The organism is Haloarcula ordinaria (genome assembly GCF_029338275.1).
Classification (GTDB): domain Archaea; phylum Halobacteriota; class Halobacteria; order Halobacteriales; family Haloarculaceae; genus Haloarcula; species Haloarcula ordinaria.
In genome coordinates this window covers 2,556,289-2,570,257 of sequence record NZ_CP119789.1, presented here as the reverse complement: position 1 = coordinate 2,570,257, position 13,969 = coordinate 2,556,289, and the positions used below count along the sequence as shown (strand labels likewise).

Annotated in this window: 17 protein-coding genes; 10 read left to right on the top strand and 7 right to left on the bottom strand. The window is 66.9% G+C overall.

The window, feature by feature from the left end:
• Positions 1–9: 9 nt before the first annotated feature.
• Positions 10–420 (bottom strand): CoA-binding protein, encoded by a 411-nt coding sequence (locus tag P1L41_RS13525; protein ID WP_276296256.1) that lies wholly within the window; start codon positions 418–420, stop codon positions 10–12.
• Between the two features lie 286 nt (positions 421–706).
• On the opposite strand from P1L41_RS13525, the gene P1L41_RS13520 reads away from it, so the two are divergent.
• Positions 707–1,732, top strand: a complete 1,026-nt coding sequence (locus tag P1L41_RS13520) for an NAD(P)/FAD-dependent oxidoreductase (RefSeq protein WP_276296255.1) — start codon at positions 707–709, stop codon at positions 1,730–1,732.
• On the opposite strand, the gene P1L41_RS13515 is transcribed toward P1L41_RS13520, so the two are convergent.
• Positions 1,729–2,712 (bottom strand): patatin-like phospholipase family protein, encoded by a 984-nt coding sequence (locus tag P1L41_RS13515; protein ID WP_276296254.1) that lies wholly within the window; start codon positions 2,710–2,712, stop codon positions 1,729–1,731. The two genes, P1L41_RS13520 and P1L41_RS13515, sit on opposite strands and share 4 nt — an antisense overlap.
• The gene (locus P1L41_RS13510; RefSeq protein WP_276296253.1) at positions 2,705–3,568 is read right to left on the bottom strand and encodes an SDR family oxidoreductase; all 864 of its coding nucleotides are present in this window, start codon (positions 3,566–3,568) and stop codon (positions 2,705–2,707) included. Before P1L41_RS13510 ends, P1L41_RS13515 begins: the two co-directional genes overlap by 8 nt.
• 213 nt (positions 3,569–3,781) lie before the next feature.
• Here P1L41_RS13510 and P1L41_RS13505 point away from each other — a divergent pair, with 213 nt between their 5' ends.
• Entirely contained in the window at positions 3,782–3,961 is a 180-nt protein-coding gene (locus tag P1L41_RS13505) for a DUF7331 family protein (protein WP_276296252.1), read from the top strand.
• A 75-nt stretch (positions 3,962–4,036) separates the two neighbouring features.
• Here P1L41_RS13505 and P1L41_RS13500 read toward each other — a convergent pair whose 3' ends face one another.
• Positions 4,037–4,411 carry a winged helix-turn-helix transcriptional regulator gene (locus tag P1L41_RS13500; RefSeq protein WP_276296251.1) on the bottom strand — a complete coding sequence of 125 codons (375 nt, stop codon included), beginning with the start codon at positions 4,409–4,411 and terminating at the stop codon, positions 4,037–4,039.
• Between the two features lie 103 nt (positions 4,412–4,514).
• Here P1L41_RS13500 and P1L41_RS13495 point away from each other — a divergent pair, with 103 nt between their 5' ends.
• The 3 genes from P1L41_RS13495 to P1L41_RS13485 all read left to right on the top strand — a co-directional run bounded on the left by P1L41_RS13495 (position 4,515) and on the right by P1L41_RS13485 (position 7,475).
• Positions 4,515–5,258: an NAD(P)H-hydrate epimerase gene (locus P1L41_RS13495; RefSeq protein WP_276296250.1), complete on the top strand. Its 744-nt coding sequence runs from the start codon at positions 4,515–4,517 to the stop codon at positions 5,256–5,258.
• Positions 5,259–5,330: 72 nt separating this feature from the next.
• The gene (locus tag P1L41_RS13490) at positions 5,331–6,749 is read left to right on the top strand and encodes an FAD-dependent oxidoreductase (protein ID WP_276296249.1); all 1,419 of its coding nucleotides are present in this window, start codon (positions 5,331–5,333) and stop codon (positions 6,747–6,749) included.
• 324 nt (positions 6,750–7,073) lie between these two features.
• Positions 7,074–7,475: a DUF7344 domain-containing protein gene (locus tag P1L41_RS13485; RefSeq protein ID WP_276296248.1), complete on the top strand. Its 402-nt coding sequence runs from the start codon at positions 7,074–7,076 to the stop codon at positions 7,473–7,475.
• Between the two features lie 39 nt (positions 7,476–7,514).
• Here P1L41_RS13485 and P1L41_RS13480 read toward each other — a convergent pair whose 3' ends face one another.
• Positions 7,515–8,735 (bottom strand): iron-containing alcohol dehydrogenase family protein, encoded by a 1,221-nt coding sequence (locus P1L41_RS13480; RefSeq protein ID WP_276296247.1) that lies wholly within the window; start codon positions 8,733–8,735, stop codon positions 7,515–7,517.
• A 29-nt stretch (positions 8,736–8,764) separates the two neighbouring features.
• The gene (locus P1L41_RS13475) at positions 8,765–9,721 is read right to left on the bottom strand and encodes a ring-cleaving dioxygenase (protein ID WP_276296246.1); all 957 of its coding nucleotides are present in this window, start codon (positions 9,719–9,721) and stop codon (positions 8,765–8,767) included.
• Between the two features lie 124 nt (positions 9,722–9,845).
• Here P1L41_RS13475 and P1L41_RS13470 point away from each other — a divergent pair, with 124 nt between their 5' ends.
• The 3 genes from P1L41_RS13470 (at position 9,846) to P1L41_RS13460 (ending at position 11,323) form a co-directional block, all read left to right on the top strand.
• Complete coding sequence (locus P1L41_RS13470; protein ID WP_276296245.1) at positions 9,846–10,034, top strand: hypothetical protein; 189 nt, start codon at positions 9,846–9,848, stop codon at positions 10,032–10,034.
• Positions 10,031–10,873: a beta-keto acid cleavage family enzyme gene (locus P1L41_RS13465; RefSeq protein WP_276296244.1), complete on the top strand. Its 843-nt coding sequence runs from the start codon at positions 10,031–10,033 to the stop codon at positions 10,871–10,873. Before P1L41_RS13470 ends, P1L41_RS13465 begins: the two co-directional genes overlap by 4 nt.
• Before the next feature lie 102 nt (positions 10,874–10,975).
• Positions 10,976–11,323 carry an FUN14 domain-containing protein gene (locus P1L41_RS13460; protein WP_276296243.1) on the top strand — a complete coding sequence of 116 codons (348 nt, stop codon included), beginning with the start codon at positions 10,976–10,978 and terminating at the stop codon, positions 11,321–11,323.
• A 27-nt stretch (positions 11,324–11,350) separates the two neighbouring features.
• On the opposite strand, the gene P1L41_RS13455 is transcribed toward P1L41_RS13460, so the two are convergent.
• Positions 11,351–12,079 (bottom strand): ribosome assembly factor SBDS, encoded by a 729-nt coding sequence (locus P1L41_RS13455; protein WP_276296242.1) that lies wholly within the window; start codon positions 12,077–12,079, stop codon positions 11,351–11,353.
• Between the two features lie 109 nt (positions 12,080–12,188).
• On the opposite strand from P1L41_RS13455, the gene P1L41_RS13450 reads away from it, so the two are divergent.
• A complete protein-coding gene (locus P1L41_RS13450) occupies positions 12,189–12,938 on the top strand; it encodes a hypothetical protein (protein WP_276296241.1) in 750 nt (249 codons plus the stop codon).
• 91 nt (positions 12,939–13,029) lie between these two features.
• Positions 13,030–13,911: a cell division protein CdpA domain-containing protein gene (locus P1L41_RS13445; RefSeq protein WP_276296240.1), complete on the top strand. Its 882-nt coding sequence runs from the start codon at positions 13,030–13,032 to the stop codon at positions 13,909–13,911.
• The last annotated feature ends 58 nt before the right edge of the window (positions 13,912–13,969 follow it).

The window sequence follows — 13,969 nt, the reverse complement described above, 5'->3', positions numbered from 1 at the left end:
CCCGGCCTGTCAGGCCATCAGGCGCTGGTGCGTCGGTTTCATGCAGCGGTCCTGGACGACCTGTCGACCAGCCTTCTCGGCTCGTGCCACGGCCTCGTCGTCGTGGATGCCCAGCTGTAACCAGATGACTGCATCCTCGTCACGTTCGAGCGCCGCGTCGACGATGTCGCTCACCTCGTCGCTCGGTCGGAACACGTCGACGATATCTATCTCGCCGGGGACGTCCGCGAGCGAGTCGTAGGCCTCCAGGCCGAATATCTCGTCCGCGAAGGGGTTGACCGGTACCACGTCGTACCCCTGTTCGAGCAGGTACTTCGGAATCTCGTGGGCGTCCTTCCCGGGCGTCGTCGAACACCCGACGACGGCGACGCGCTTTCGCTCGAGAATCTCCCGGAGTTCGTCGGTATCGGAGACGGGCATATCGACGCGTACGTGTCTGCACAGTATAAGATGTGTGGGAACGTCCACCGCTCACACACTCGGGATATACAAATGTACTGGTGACTGGAACGGCTCGTGCCCGTCCGGGGTACCTTAAACTACGCTCTCGGCGCTCTCGATAGACGATGAGTTCCGAGACACCCGTCACTGTCGACGACACCGGCACTTTCCACGTTCACCCGGGGCTAACAGGGCCGTCCACGACGCATCGAATCAACTCCATTACTGATAGGGATATATCGCGACGCGCCACGAGGGTCTCGGCATGAGTGACCACTCCGAGCGTCACGAGTACGAAGTCGTCGTGGTCGGTGGCGGACCGGCCGGCATGACGGCGGCCCTCTACACCACCCGACTGGGACACCGGACGGCCCTCGTGAACCGCGGTGGCGGCCGCGCCGCGATGATGCAAGAGGTCCACAACGTGCTGGGCGTCACGGAGGAGACCAGCGGTGCCGAGTTTCTCGGCGTCGGCTGCGAGCAACTCGAGGGCTACGGCTGTGACCTGTACCAGGACATGGTGACGACCTGTACCCGCGAGGACGACGAGACCATCGTCCTCTCGGGCAACAACGCGGCGTACGAGGCCGAGTACGTCGTGCTCGCGACGGGGTTCAACGACGTCAGACCCGACCCGCCGCTCCCGCGGACCGGTCGCGGGCTGCACTACTGCCTGCACTGTGACGCCTACATGTTCGTCGACGAGTCGGTGTACGTGATGGGACACTCCGAGAGCGCCGCACACGTGGCTGCCATCATGCTGAACTTCACCGACGAGGTCGACCTGCTGACGCGGGGCGACGAACCGACCTGGAGCGACGAGACGGCGGCGATGCTCGAACACCACCCCATCGACGTGATTCACGCGGACCTCTCGGGCGTCCAGAACGGCGAGGATGGCTGGCTGAAGGCCCTGGAGTTCGAGGACGGGAGCGTCCGCGAGTACAAGGGCGGCTTCGCGATGTACGGCGCCGAGTACAACAACGGCCTCGCCCGGGAACTCGGCTGTGATATCAACGACGACGGCACCGTCGAGGTCGACGACCACGGCAAGACGTCCGTCGAGACGGTCTACGCCGTCGGCGACATGGTGGCCGGCCACAATCAGGTCCCCGTCGCACTCGGTCAGGGAGCCAAGGCGGGCATCTCGGTGCACTTCCAGCTCCGTGATTTCCCGCGAGACCCGGACCTCCTGGAGGAACAGGGACCGGTCCGCTCCGAGGAAGTCCCGGGCCTCCCCGACGAACTGCTCGAACAGTCCGTCGACTTCCACACCTACGACAACCCCTAGTCCTCGCGACTCGCGAGGAACTCCGCCGCCCGTTGCTCGCCCAGCACCTGCAGCTCCGCCAGGAAGTCGGGGTCGCGGTCCACCTTCGTGGCGCAGTGGAACCGCTGGCCCATCTCGATGCGGTGGACGTCGGTCACGGCGAACTCGTCGCTCGGCAGCTTCCCCGACTCCACCCAGTCGTTGACGCGTTCGATGAACCGCAGCTCCTGGTTCAGCGAGATGTTGCCCGACAGTTCGTTGCGCCGGTCGGCGATGACCTCCGCCGTCCTGGGTTCGCCCTCGAACGCCTGGGGATTTATCTGAATCACCCACAGCTCGTCCGGTTTCTGGCCGGGTGGCTGGTGCATGAGGTCGTTTATCGGCGGGTTCTGGGAGAACAGGCCGTCCCAGTGGTAGTGGCCGTGGAGCTTCACCGCCTCGAAGAGGTCGGGAACGGCGGCCGACGCCAGCACGGCGTCCACGGTGACGTCCTCGTTGGTGAACGTCTCGAAGACGCCGGCGTTGACGTCGACGGTGCCGACGACGAGTTCCGGCACGTCGCGCCGACAGAGGTCCGGGATGGCCTCGAAGTCGATGTGGCGCTCGAGGACCGTCCGGATGCGCTTCTTGCCCATCTCCGGGCCCGGAATCTGATAGGGCGTAATCTCCAGTAACGCGAAGCCGGCGCTCTCCATCCGCGACCGGCTGGTCACGAGCTCGTTCATCCAGCGGTCCTGCGGCCCCTTGGCCGCCAGGTCGTCCCAGAGGGCAGCCAGCAGTTCCCGCGCGTCCGTCTCGTCGCCGGTGACCAGACCGTACCACGTCGCCAGCGCGTTGAACGCGCCGCCGGAGGTGCCGCTGATACCGACGAGTTCGTGGTCCTTGTCCCACTCTGCCAGCAGCGTCCGGAGGACGCCAGCCGTGAACGCGGTGTGGCTCCCCCCACCTTGACAGGCGATGGCGATTCGGGTCGGGCCGTCGTCGGGCGCGGCCTCACTCATACGTCGTGGTGTAGCCGCCGTCGAAGAGCAGGTCGGCCCCGTTGAGGTGGCTCGCGTGCCGGGAGAACCCGAAGACGAAGAGGTTCGCCACCTCGGCCGGCGTCATCAGCTCCTTGGTCCGCGCCTGGCCGAGCATCACGTCTTCGACGACCGCCTGCTCGGAGATGCCGCGCTCTCTGGCCGTGTCCGCAATCTGGTTCACCATCAGCGGCGTCAGCACGTACCCGACGCTGACCGAGAACCCGCGAAGGTTCCCTTCCCCCTCGGCGGCGATTGCACGGGTCAGGCCCGTGATGCCGTGTTTGGCGGTGATGTAGGCCGGCTTGTCCTTCGTCGCGTAGTGGCCGTGGACCGACGACATGTTCGCGATGGCCCCGACGCCGTCGTCGGTGGCCCGGATACGGGGCATCGTCTCCTGGGCCATCTTGAACGGCGAGCGAAGCATGACGTCCGTCAGGAGGTCGTACTTCTCCATCGGGAACTCGTCGATGCCGGCGATGTGCTGCATCCCGGCGATGTTCGCGACGAACCGGATGTCGCCCTCCGCCGCGGCGGCCGCTACGACGGCTGCCACGTCCCCGTCGTCGGTCAGGTCCGTCTCGACGCCGTGGACGGTCCCGACCGCGTCACACGCTCGGGCGATGTCGGTCGTCTCGTCGAGGCCCTCTTCGTCGATGTCGGCGCCCACGACGGTAAGGCCGTTCGCGGCCAGGGCGACGGCCGTCGCCCGACCGATGCCCGACGCCGCTCCTGTGACGATAGCCACGTTGTCCTCCGAGAAGTACGGGTCGTCCAGCACCAGCAGGTCGTCCCGGGTCAGTTCCGGTGCGCTCAGGTCGAACGCAGAACCAGTCATGTAGTATCACTCACACGACTGATGGGCCTCCGTCCAGATAACTGCACCTCACGGGGCGGTAACTGTATCCAGTGAAACCACGTACTCTGGGACCGAGATGCCCCGAAACGGGTCACGTCGACGTTAGTCCGTAACCGCCCCCATACGGAGGTGTTATAGGTTACCGAGTAGTACTAGGTACTGTACAGTAACCAGTAGCGAGCCCCGATCTCAATGGCACCCAAAATCCGCGACTCAGACGACCGATTCCCCACGACCGGCCCCGACAGCGAACGGTACGACCGGTACCGGCTCGTCACAACCGGTACCGACGAGGTCATCATCTACGACACGGAGTCCGACGACGCGTGGATACAGACCGAGCTCGTCGTCGATTTGAACGACTGGTGCTGACGGGTCGAGACGGAATCGGCGACGCGTCGCGTCCCTCTCTATATCGACGCCACGCCATCGCAGGCCGTCGCCGTGCTACCGGATGCCGCCCTCGGGCTCCGACGGCGCCTTCAGATTGTTCTGGCCCCACTCGGCCATCGCCATGATGACCTTCTCCAGAGATTCGCCGCGCTCCGTCAGGGAGTACTGGACGCGGAAGGGCTGTTCGCTGATGACCGCCCGGTCGACGAGCTGCTTCTCCTGGAGGTCCTCGAGGCTGTCCGAGAGGACTTTCGAGGAGATGCCGTCGACGTTCTTCTTCAATTCGTTGAACCCGGAGGGCCCCGACTCGAGCAGGCGATGGATGATTACCGGGTGCCACTTCTTGCCGATGAGCGTCGCCGTGGTCGTTATCGGGCACCAATCCTCACCGGCACACCACACCTCGAGTCGCTCGGGTGAGTCGCTCATGTCTAGTCCCCCTGTTGGCGGGCTGCCGGCTTATAGTTACTGCACGTTATCAAGTAACAGTGTGTAACCTCTATTTATCGGTCCGGCAGCGAGTTCGTCGCCCATGGACACCGAGTCGTTCGCTACACAGGATTCAAACCCCGTCACGGCCGTGACCGCCGACGAGATGCGCGACGTTGACCGTGTCGCCGTCGAGACGTTCGGCATCGACCTCTTACAGATGATGGAGAACGCCGGGCGGAGCCTCTCGACGATTGTCCGCGAGACGCTGGCTAGAGCCGCACCTGACGCCGCGGTAACTGTCGTGGTCGGAAACGGCGGAAACGGTGGTGGCGGCCTCTGCTGTGCGCGCCACCTCGCGAACCGGGGCGTCGCTGTCAGCGTCGTCCTCGACAGGCCCGCGGCGGAACTCAAGGGCGCGGCGGCCCAGCAGCACCGTGTCGTCGATGAGATGGGGATACCGGTCTCGACGGGTGCCGCGGTGCTCGAGGAACGCGACGCCGAGATTCTCGTCGACGCCCTCGTCGGCTACGGCCTCCGGGGAGCCCTCCGCGGGGCCGCCGCAGCGATGGTCGAGGCTATCGAGGAGCACCCGGCGCCGGTCGTCTCGCTGGACGTCCCCTCGGGCCTCGACGCGACGACGGGGGAGCGACCCGGTGTCGCCGTCTCACCCGAGCGAGTCGTCACGCTCGCGCTGCCGAAGACCGGTCTCGCCGCACTCTCCTGTCCGGTAGCCCTGGCCGACATCAGCGTCCCGGCAGGCGTGTACGAGCGTCTCGATATCACGTACGAAGGGCCGTTCGACGACGCGTACCTCGTGGAACTGCAGCGCGTCACCGAGCGATGAATCGGTGGACGTCCGCTGGAACCGGTTGCTGGGTGACGCAGGTATTTGTGGGCTCGCTTCGAGACGTTCCGTATGGCTGACCCGTTCGTGGTCGTCGGTGGCGACGCCGCCGGCCTCAGTGCCGCAAGCAAGTTCACCCGCGAACGACCCGACGACGACGTCGTGGTCTTCGAGAAGGGCGAGTGGATATCGTACGCCCACTGTGGGACGCCCTACTACGTGAAGGGGACCGTCGAGCACATCACCGACCTCCTCTCGCTGTCGCCGGCGGCCGCCGAGGAACGCGGTATCGACCTGCGGCGGAACCACGAGGTGGTCGCCGTCGACACCGACGCACAGACCGTCACGGTTGACCACCACGGCGAGGAGCTGGTCCAGCCCTACAGCGACCTCCTGGTCGCGACGGGTGCCCACGCGCTGACCGCGCCCGTCGAGGGCAGTTCGCTCGACGGCGTGTTCACGATGCACGGCCTCGACTCCGCCGCGGCAGTCCGGGCGGCGCTCTCCGACCCCGGTGAGTCGGCCGTCGACACCACCGTCGAGGCCGTCGACACGGCGCTGGTCGAGAAGTATGCTGCACGTGACCCACCGGAGACTGTCGCGGTGGTCGGTGGGGGCTACGTGGGCGTGGAGATGGCCGAGGCCTTCCGCGAACACGACCTCGACGTCCACGTGTTCCAGCGGTCCGACCGACTGCTCCCGCCGTTCGGCGAGGCGGTCGGCGAGCGCGTCGCGGAGCACATGCGCGAGCAGGGTGTGACCCTTCATTTGAACACCGAGGTCGAGCGCCTCGAGGGCGAGTCCGAGGTGTCCGGTGTCGTGCACGAGAACGGTCACGTCGACGTCGACATGGCGCTCGTCGGCATCGGTATCCGACCGAACACCCGGCTGCTCGAGGACTCGCCGGTCGAACTCGGGGACTCGGGTGCCGTGGCCGTCGACGACTACGGCCGGACCTCGGTCGACGGGGTCTACGCCGCCGGTGACTGTGCCGAGATGGCCCACACCGTGACGGGCGAGCCCGCGTGGGTCCCCCTCGGGTTGACCGCGAACAGGGCGGGCCGGGCCATCGGCCAGACCGTCGCCGGCGACCCCGAGCCCGTCGGCAGCATCTCCGGGACGGCTGTCGTCAAGGCTTTCGACCTGGAGTGTGGCCGGACCGGGATTCTCGACCACGAGGTAGCCCGAGATGCGGGATTCGACCCCGTCTCGAAGACAATCACGGCAGGCTCGCGGTCGGGCTACTATCCGGGCGGCGACGAGACGGTCGTGACACTGACCGCCGACCAGGAGACCGGCCGCGTGCTCGGCGGGTCCCTCGTCGGGCGCGATCGGGCGGCCATCCGGGTCGACACCCTCGCGGCGGCGCTCGACGGCGAGGCCACCGTCGGGGCGCTCGAACGGATGGACCTCGCCTACGCCCCGCCGTTCAGTCCGGTCTGGGACCCGATTCTCGTCGCGGCCAAGGTGTTGCGCGGCAGTCTGGAGTGAGGCCCGCTGCGTTCGGCGGTCGGTCGACTGGGAGGGGCCGACTCGCCCGGTTGGGTGTCACGTCCCTGCGTCGCCGGAGGGGGATGCGGGGGTAACAGGTGATGACCAGTCCCTTCGATTCCGGGTAGGACACCGTTTCCCCGCGCTCGGTCCGCCGTGCCGTGACCGCCTGCCGAAACTATGAAAACCAATCGACTGCGCGGCCGACCATACGAACGGCGGGTCCAGTAATCTGTGCAAATCGCGGGGTAATGCCCGCGAGCCGACCCTGAGTTGATTGGTGAAGGTCGCAGTTATGCTGTCTAACTGCGTTCTCACGTTCGAATGACCAAGGACACGAACGGGGCGCGAGACCGGAACAACGAACTCGTGGGCTTGGAGAAACAGACAGCGACGCTCACCCACGGGGCGGTCTACACTCTCCTCGCGAACCCGACCAGGCGACATGTGGTGACGGCACTGGACATAGACGGCGAACCCTGGACGCTCGAGGACCTCTCCCGCTACGTCGTCGCCAGAGAGTACGAAGCCCTCTCCGAGCGGAGTCGCTCGCGTGCTGTCGACGAGGTGGCTACCTCGCTGTACCACGCTCACCTCCCGAAACTCGAACAGAGCGGCGTTATTTCTTACGACCAGGGGCGTGAACGAATCACGGCCACGCCGACGGCCGGGACGCTCCGAGAGGTTCTACAGACCGTCGAGCAGCTCGTCGAACCCACCGACTGAGACTGCCACACCACAGTCACCCCCTGACCGCGACCGCCCTCACCACGCGGCCTCGAGAATCCCCTCGATATCCTGCCGGGTGGGTTCGAGGGCTGGCGGCCGGTTCGGCATGAACGAATCGCCGAGGATAGCGTCTGTCACCTTTGGGAACTCCTCGGGCGCTGGACCGTCGACGTCTCGGAGTCGCGTCGGCAGGTCGAGCGCCGCCACGACGGCCTCGACCCGGTCCACGATTGCCGACGCGGGGTCGTCGGCTGTTCCGACGCCCAGTGCCTCGGCGAGCAACCTCCGCCGGCCGTCGACGTTTGCGAAGACGTACTCGAGGACCTGCGGGGCGACGACGGCGTGGGCGGCCCCTTGCTGAACCTCGTACGTCCTGGTGAGTCCGTGGCCGAAGGCGTGGACGAGCGAGAGCGTCGTCGCGTCCGGCCTGGCGATGCCGTACTGGAGGAGCATGATACCCTTCGTGAGCGCAGCGTACACCGAGGGGTCCGTCTCGCCGTCGCCGTAGGCCAGTAGTCCCTCCGTGAACAGCGTGAGCCCCCGCATCGCCGTCGCGTCGGTCACCGGCGTCGCCGTGCCCGCGTACAGCGTCTCGATGCCCTTGTCGAACCCGTTCATCGCGGAGGCCGTCAGGACCGACCGGGGCGTGGTCGCGAGGAGGTCCGGGTCGTAGAACACCGCCGCGGGCATCAGTGAGCGGTGGGAGACACCGCCACCGACGGGGCTCTCGACCGGACACGTCGCGGGGTCGGCGGTGACGCCCGCGCCGATAGAGAGGTCCGCACCGGCCAGCGTCGTCGGGACGGCGAGGATGGGTGCGAGCCCCTCGACCGGAACCGTGAGCGTGCCCGTCTCCGCGAACTGCGCGCCAACCTGCTCCGGGTCGCGGTCTGTCGCGACGAGGACGCTGAGCACCTTCGCCACGTCGAGGCTGCTCCCGCCGCCCAGGCTGACGATGGCGTCCGCGCCCGTCGACTGGAACCGTTCGAGTGCGTCGTACGCCGTCCCGAGGCGTTTCGCCGGCGTCGTCTCCGCGAAGACACCCGCGAGCCGGTCGCCGAGACCGTCGCGTACCGGGTCGATTACCGCCGGCGTCTCGCCGACGGTCGACCCACAGACCACCAGCGCCCGCTCGAAGCCCTGAGTGGCCAGTTCGTCGTCGAGGTCGGTGACACAGCCCGGTCCGTAGCGAAGTACTGCTGGGTCGTACTCGAAGCGGAACGGGCCCGTGCCGTCGGCGTCGATGGTGTCGGCCATGCTGTCTCAGTAGAGCAGTCCCCGCGCCTTCACTTCTCGGCCGGTATCGACGGCCCGTCGAAGGGCAGCAACTGCCGCTCGATGACGTCCCGGTCCGATTCGAGCCACTCGGGGAGCGTGAGCGAGGTCCCCAGCGAGTCCAGGTCCTCGTCCACGGCGAAGCCCGGACCGGGGGTCGACAGTTCGAAGAGGACGCCGCCGGGTTCGCGGGCGTAGAGCGCCCTGAAGTACTTTCGGTCGATGACCTCGCTGGGCTTCATCTCCTGCTGCTTGTATGCCTCGCGGAACTCCCGCATGGTCGCCTCGTCGGCGGCCTCGAAGGCGACGTGGTGGACGGTTCCGGCGCCCATCCGGCCGCGTGGCTGGTCCGTCTCGACCAGGTCCACGACAGACCCGGGCCCCCCAGTCGCGCTCCGGTAGCGACGTCGCCCACCGTCTGTCGCCTCGTGCTCGAAGCCGAGGACGTCGGTCAGAATCTCCTCGGTTGGTCCGAACTCGGAGACGGCGAGCCTCACGCTGTAGAACCCCTTCAGCTGGTGTGCCTCCGGGACCGGGCTGTCCGCCCACGGCGTCGCGTCGGACGGCGCGTCGGCGGCGACGAGTTCCAGCCCGATACCGTCGGGGTCCTCGAATCCGAGGACCGTCTCGTCGAACCGCTCCTCGCGCGTCACCTCGACGTCGTGTGCCGCCAGGCGGTCGGCCCAGTAGTCCAGCGAGTCCTCGTCGACGAGGTACGCCGTGGTCTGTGTCTGGCCGGCCCCGAACGTCCCTCGCTGGCCCTGTTCTCCCCACGCGAAGAAGGTGATGTTCGTCCCGGGCGTGCCCTCGCCGTCGCCGAAGTAGAAGTGGTAGGTCCCGGTGTCGTCGTGGTTGACCGTCTTCTTGACGAATCGGAGGCCGAGGACGCCGACGTAGAAGTCCGCGTTCCGCTGCGGGTCGCCGACGATAGCGGTGACGTGGTGTATCCCAGGGGTTACGGGTGCCATACGAATTGGAGGGGCCCGAGCACTGAAAGGCTTCTCTAACACGGGTGACATCAGGGGGCATCGGTGTCAGTAGGCCCTCGGAGACGGGTCAACGGTTAATCCGGGGCGGCACCTACACCGGCCCATGCCATGCCAGTTTCTGGAGTACCGTGGGGGCGACGACGAGGCGTCGTTCGACACGGCGCGCGCCTACTGCACCGCGGTCGACGCGTTCGTCCAGCCGATGCGCGCCGACATCTGTAACGACCGCTACGACCTCGACCACGCACGACACTGCGAGATATTCGAGGCCCACGTCGGGGACGAGTCGTGAGTTACGACCGGTTCCTCGACGGTGACCCGGTCATCGTCACGGCCGCGCTCACCGGCGGTGTCCACGGCAAGGAGGCGAACCCGAACCTCCCCGAGACGCCCGAGGAGATCGGGCAGGCCGCCGGCGAGGTCGAGGCGGCCGGCGCGTCGGTGGTCCACCTCCACGCGCGACGCCCCAACGGCGAGCGGACGTTCGAGACCGAACGGTTCCAGGCCATCGACGACGCCGTCCGGGCCCACACCGACGACGTCATCATCCAGCACTCCACCGGCGGGACCGGCGCGCCCGACGCCGACCGGCACCTTCCGCTTCGGACCGACCCGCCGCCGGAGATGGCGTCGCTCGACATGGGGCCGCTCAACCGGTACGACCACCTGACGAGCGAGAACACGCGCGGGCTCGTCGACTCGCTGCACGACGAGATGGTCGACCGCGGCATCAAGCCCGAACTGGAGGTGTTCAACGACGGCCATCGCAACGAGGTGTTCGGCCTCCTCGAACGCCGCGACCTCGCAGACCCGGTGTACGCGACGCTCATCTTCGGCCCCGGCACGCTCTCACCGCCGACGCCGCGGAACTTCCTGACCGCTATCGACGGCCTCCCCGAGGGCGCGCTGTTCAACACGCTCGGCTTCGGTCGCCACCAGTTGCCCTTCGCCACCATGGGCATCCTGTTCGGCGGGCACGTCAGGGTCGGCCTCGAAGACAACGTCTACTATCGGCGGGGGGAGCTCGCAGCGAGCAACGCCCAGCTCGTCGACCGCGTGGTCCGAATCGCCGAGGAGCTCGGTCGACCGGTCGCGACGCCCGACGAATCGAGGACCATGCTCGGCCTCTGACTGAACCATCCCCGATGCGTCTGGCGGTCGGTTCCCCACTGCAGGCCGGTGACCCCGTCCGAGAGGCACAAAGGATTTAAAAACAGGTGGTAAGTATCCGATATGGTAGAGTTTGCATTGCAACTGGACAGCCTCGGACTCCAGCAGATGGGCCTCGAGTTCGGCGGCGGCGGCCTCATCGGCGGCATCATCGGCTACGCCGCCAAGAAGGTGGCGAAGATCATCGCTATCATCGTCGGCCTGGAACTCGCCCTGTTCAAGTTCCTCGAGACGCGGGGCATCCTCCAGGTCAACTGGAGCGCCATCACCGGCGCGGCACAGGACACAGCGACGTCGGCCGGGAGTGCAGCCGCGGGTCAGCCACCGTCCTGGCTCCTGTCGCTGCTGTCGGCCCTCCCCGTCAGTGCGGGGTTCACCGGCGGCTTCCTCATCGGCTTCAAGAAGGGATAACGGCCCGTCGACTGCGGAAGCGCGACGTCAGCCCCGCGTGTTGAGTTCGTCCTCGTCTTTGATGATTCGGGTCTCGGCCTGCCCGCTCGTGTGCTCGTTGACGAGGTCGTAGAACTCGTTTTGCAGGCCGGCCGGGAACGTGAGGACGCCGACCCAGGACCCGTCGGACTGCCACTCCTCACGCTCCAGGTCCCCGAACTGACGGATCTGTGCCTGGGCGCTTCCGGCGTAGTCCGGCGGCACCTGGACCGCCACGGTGACCTCGTCGAACCGGATGGGAATCACCGGGCGCAGGGCGTCCAGCGCCTCGTCGACCTGGCTCTCGACGGGTTCCATCGGGTCGACGCGGAAGTCCGTCTCTTCCAGCGCCGACTCGATACGTTCTGGCGGGTGGGGCGCGTCGTCCATCTGCGGGTTCACCGCGTTCCGGGTGATTCGCTGGATGAGCTGTTTGTGTTTCTGCTCCTGCATCTCGCGGCGCTGGTCGGCTGTGATCTGTATCTCCCCGCGCTCGACGACCTCCGGGATGATCTCCATCGGGTCCGTCGTGTCGAACACCTTCGTCAGCATGTCCTCTGGGGGCCGGTCACCGCGGGAGGCGTCCTCGAAGACGTCCTCGGCGGCGATGACGTCCTCCAGTTCCCCGTCGAACTCGCCGCGCTTCATCGCCAGCGCCGCGTCAGGGTCGACGAGCACCTCGAACCGCTGCCCGTGTGACTCGAGGCGGGCCGTCACAGCCTCGTCAAGCGATATCATACCTGTCGGTTACGGGGGGCGTCGTAAAGACCTTACTGCGTCGGGATTCGGGGCAGCGCGTCAGACGGTCGGGAAGGTTTATGCCAGCATAGCTGTAACGGGCAGTCGAATGCGGTCACTGGAACTCACGGTCGACTCGGAGACCGCACGCTCGCTGGCCGTCGAAGCCGACATGCTGGGGTTCGAGGGTGTCGACGGCTACCTCCGGTGGCTGGTCACGCACCGACTGGACATCGCGGCCGACGGCGAAACCGGCGAGCGACTGACAGAGTACGCGGAGCGCGTGACGGACGTCGAGGCAGACAGGGACGTGGCCGCCGTCGCTGAAGCGGCCGTTGGAGAGGGCCCGTCGGACGACGACCGGAACGGCGTCACCGCCAGAATCCAGGACGACCAGCTGTCCGTCGCGGCGGACGCCCTCTCGTCGGTAGAGGACCAGCGACTCGACCTGTTCGCCCAGCACGCCGTCGCGAGGGCGCGCGAGCAACTCGACGACGGTATGGGCGGCGAGTACCGCTCGAACCGCCCGCTGGTCGACGAGAAACCGCCGGGGGCCGAGATAACCGACCTGGACTCGCTGGAGGTCCCTGGGTGGGACGACGAGTCCACGACGCGCCGGCAGGAGGCCGTCGGGGCGGCGCTGGCGTTCCTGAAGGCACAGACGGAGGCCACGAGGGGCGACTTCGTCGACGCGCTCTACGAGGAGTACCCCGCCGGGTACGACAGTCCGGACAGCTGGTGGGAGTGCATCTCGACTGGGCTCCGGCAGGTCGACCGGGTCGACCCGGCACGACAGGCGAGTCGCGTCTGGCGGTTCCGGGAGACACCGGGGCGAGTGACGCGCATCTCCTTCGAGTGACGCCCGGGTAATGGCTTCATACTGACCCAGGAAAGATTGATTACGAGATGCCAGCAATAGTGGTGTATCCGACCAAAACGACCGATACCCCATGACAGACCAGAACGCTGACGGACGACTCTTCGAGTGGTATCGACGCTACATCGGCGAACCGGACCGTGAGGTGGACGTCTACGTCGGGTTCGCGCTGTTCTTCGGGGGGATCGGTCTGGGCATCGCGGCGTTTCTCATCAGCGCCGCGGGACAGTTCGGCGGGGCCGAGGGCTACGTGTTCCGCGAGGCAGCCTTCGCGGTGGGCATGGTCGCCCTACCCGCTACACTCTCGAGCGTCATCGTCCTGCTCCCGGTCGGCAGGCGCGCCATCTACGGCGGGGTGGCCGGCACCCTGGTCTGTCTCGCGGGACTGGCCTTCTTCCTCTTTGCCTACCCGTTCAACTGGGCGTCGGGGTCGGGGCCGCAGTACGCCATCCACGTCATGTTCGTCTACGGGGCGGGCCTGACCGCGCTGCTCGCCTCGACGGGCGGCGCGCTGGTCGCGTACCACGTCGAGCGCGCGCGGCCGGGCCCGGCCGACATCGAGGGCATCGAGGAGGACGACGACGAGGAGTTCACCGACGAGGACATCGAACGGGACATCGAGGAGGCGATGGCCAACGTCGACATCACCTGGGGCGGCGTCGAGCGCCACGAGGGGACGGCCCTGAAGCTGAACCCCGACATGGACGACATGGACACGTCGGGTATGAACGTCGAGGCCGACCGCGTCCACCGGAGCTCCGTCGACGCGCAGGTCAACAGCCTCCAGAGCCTCAAGGGCGGGAAGGCCAAGTCCGACCGCTCGACGTCCACCGTCGACGACCAGACGAGCCGGCTGCAGGAACTCAGGCAGCGCCAGCAGGAGGAGGCAGAACAGCAACCGACGGAGACGCTGCTGGAACGCATCCTGGCGCGAATCGCGAGCCTCCTGAACTGAAACCGGCCGCGGCGCTCCGGCCGTCGTTAAAGTATCATTAAAAGTAACTATACATAGA

Coding starts and splice junctions, on each gene's coding strand:
- P1L41_RS13525 (WP_276296256.1), bottom strand. CDS start 420: ATGCCCGTCTCCGATACCGACGAACTCCGGGAGATTCTCGAGCGAAAG.
- P1L41_RS13520 (WP_276296255.1), top strand. CDS start 707: ATGAGTGACCACTCCGAGCGTCACGAGTACGAAGTCGTCGTGGTCGGT.
- P1L41_RS13515 (WP_276296254.1), bottom strand. CDS start 2,712: ATGAGTGAGGCCGCGCCCGACGACGGCCCGACCCGAATCGCCATCGCC.
- P1L41_RS13510 (WP_276296253.1), bottom strand. CDS start 3,568: ATGACTGGTTCTGCGTTCGACCTGAGCGCACCGGAACTGACCCGGGAC.
- P1L41_RS13505 (WP_276296252.1), top strand. CDS start 3,782: ATGGCACCCAAAATCCGCGACTCAGACGACCGATTCCCCACGACCGGC.
- P1L41_RS13500 (WP_276296251.1), bottom strand. CDS start 4,411: ATGAGCGACTCACCCGAGCGACTCGAGGTGTGGTGTGCCGGTGAGGAT.
- P1L41_RS13495 (WP_276296250.1), top strand. CDS start 4,515: ATGGACACCGAGTCGTTCGCTACACAGGATTCAAACCCCGTCACGGCC.
- P1L41_RS13490 (WP_276296249.1), top strand. CDS start 5,331: ATGGCTGACCCGTTCGTGGTCGTCGGTGGCGACGCCGCCGGCCTCAGT.
- P1L41_RS13485 (WP_276296248.1), top strand. CDS start 7,074: ATGACCAAGGACACGAACGGGGCGCGAGACCGGAACAACGAACTCGTG.
- P1L41_RS13480 (WP_276296247.1), bottom strand. CDS start 8,735: ATGGCCGACACCATCGACGCCGACGGCACGGGCCCGTTCCGCTTCGAG.
- P1L41_RS13475 (WP_276296246.1), bottom strand. CDS start 9,721: ATGGCACCCGTAACCCCTGGGATACACCACGTCACCGCTATCGTCGGC.
- P1L41_RS13470 (WP_276296245.1), top strand. CDS start 9,846: ATGCCATGCCAGTTTCTGGAGTACCGTGGGGGCGACGACGAGGCGTCG.
- P1L41_RS13460 (WP_276296243.1), top strand. CDS start 10,976: ATGGTAGAGTTTGCATTGCAACTGGACAGCCTCGGACTCCAGCAGATG.
- P1L41_RS13455 (WP_276296242.1), bottom strand. CDS start 12,079: ATGATATCGCTTGACGAGGCTGTGACGGCCCGCCTCGAGTCACACGGG.
- P1L41_RS13450 (WP_276296241.1), top strand. CDS start 12,189: ATGCGGTCACTGGAACTCACGGTCGACTCGGAGACCGCACGCTCGCTG.
- P1L41_RS13445 (WP_276296240.1), top strand. CDS start 13,030: ATGACAGACCAGAACGCTGACGGACGACTCTTCGAGTGGTATCGACGC.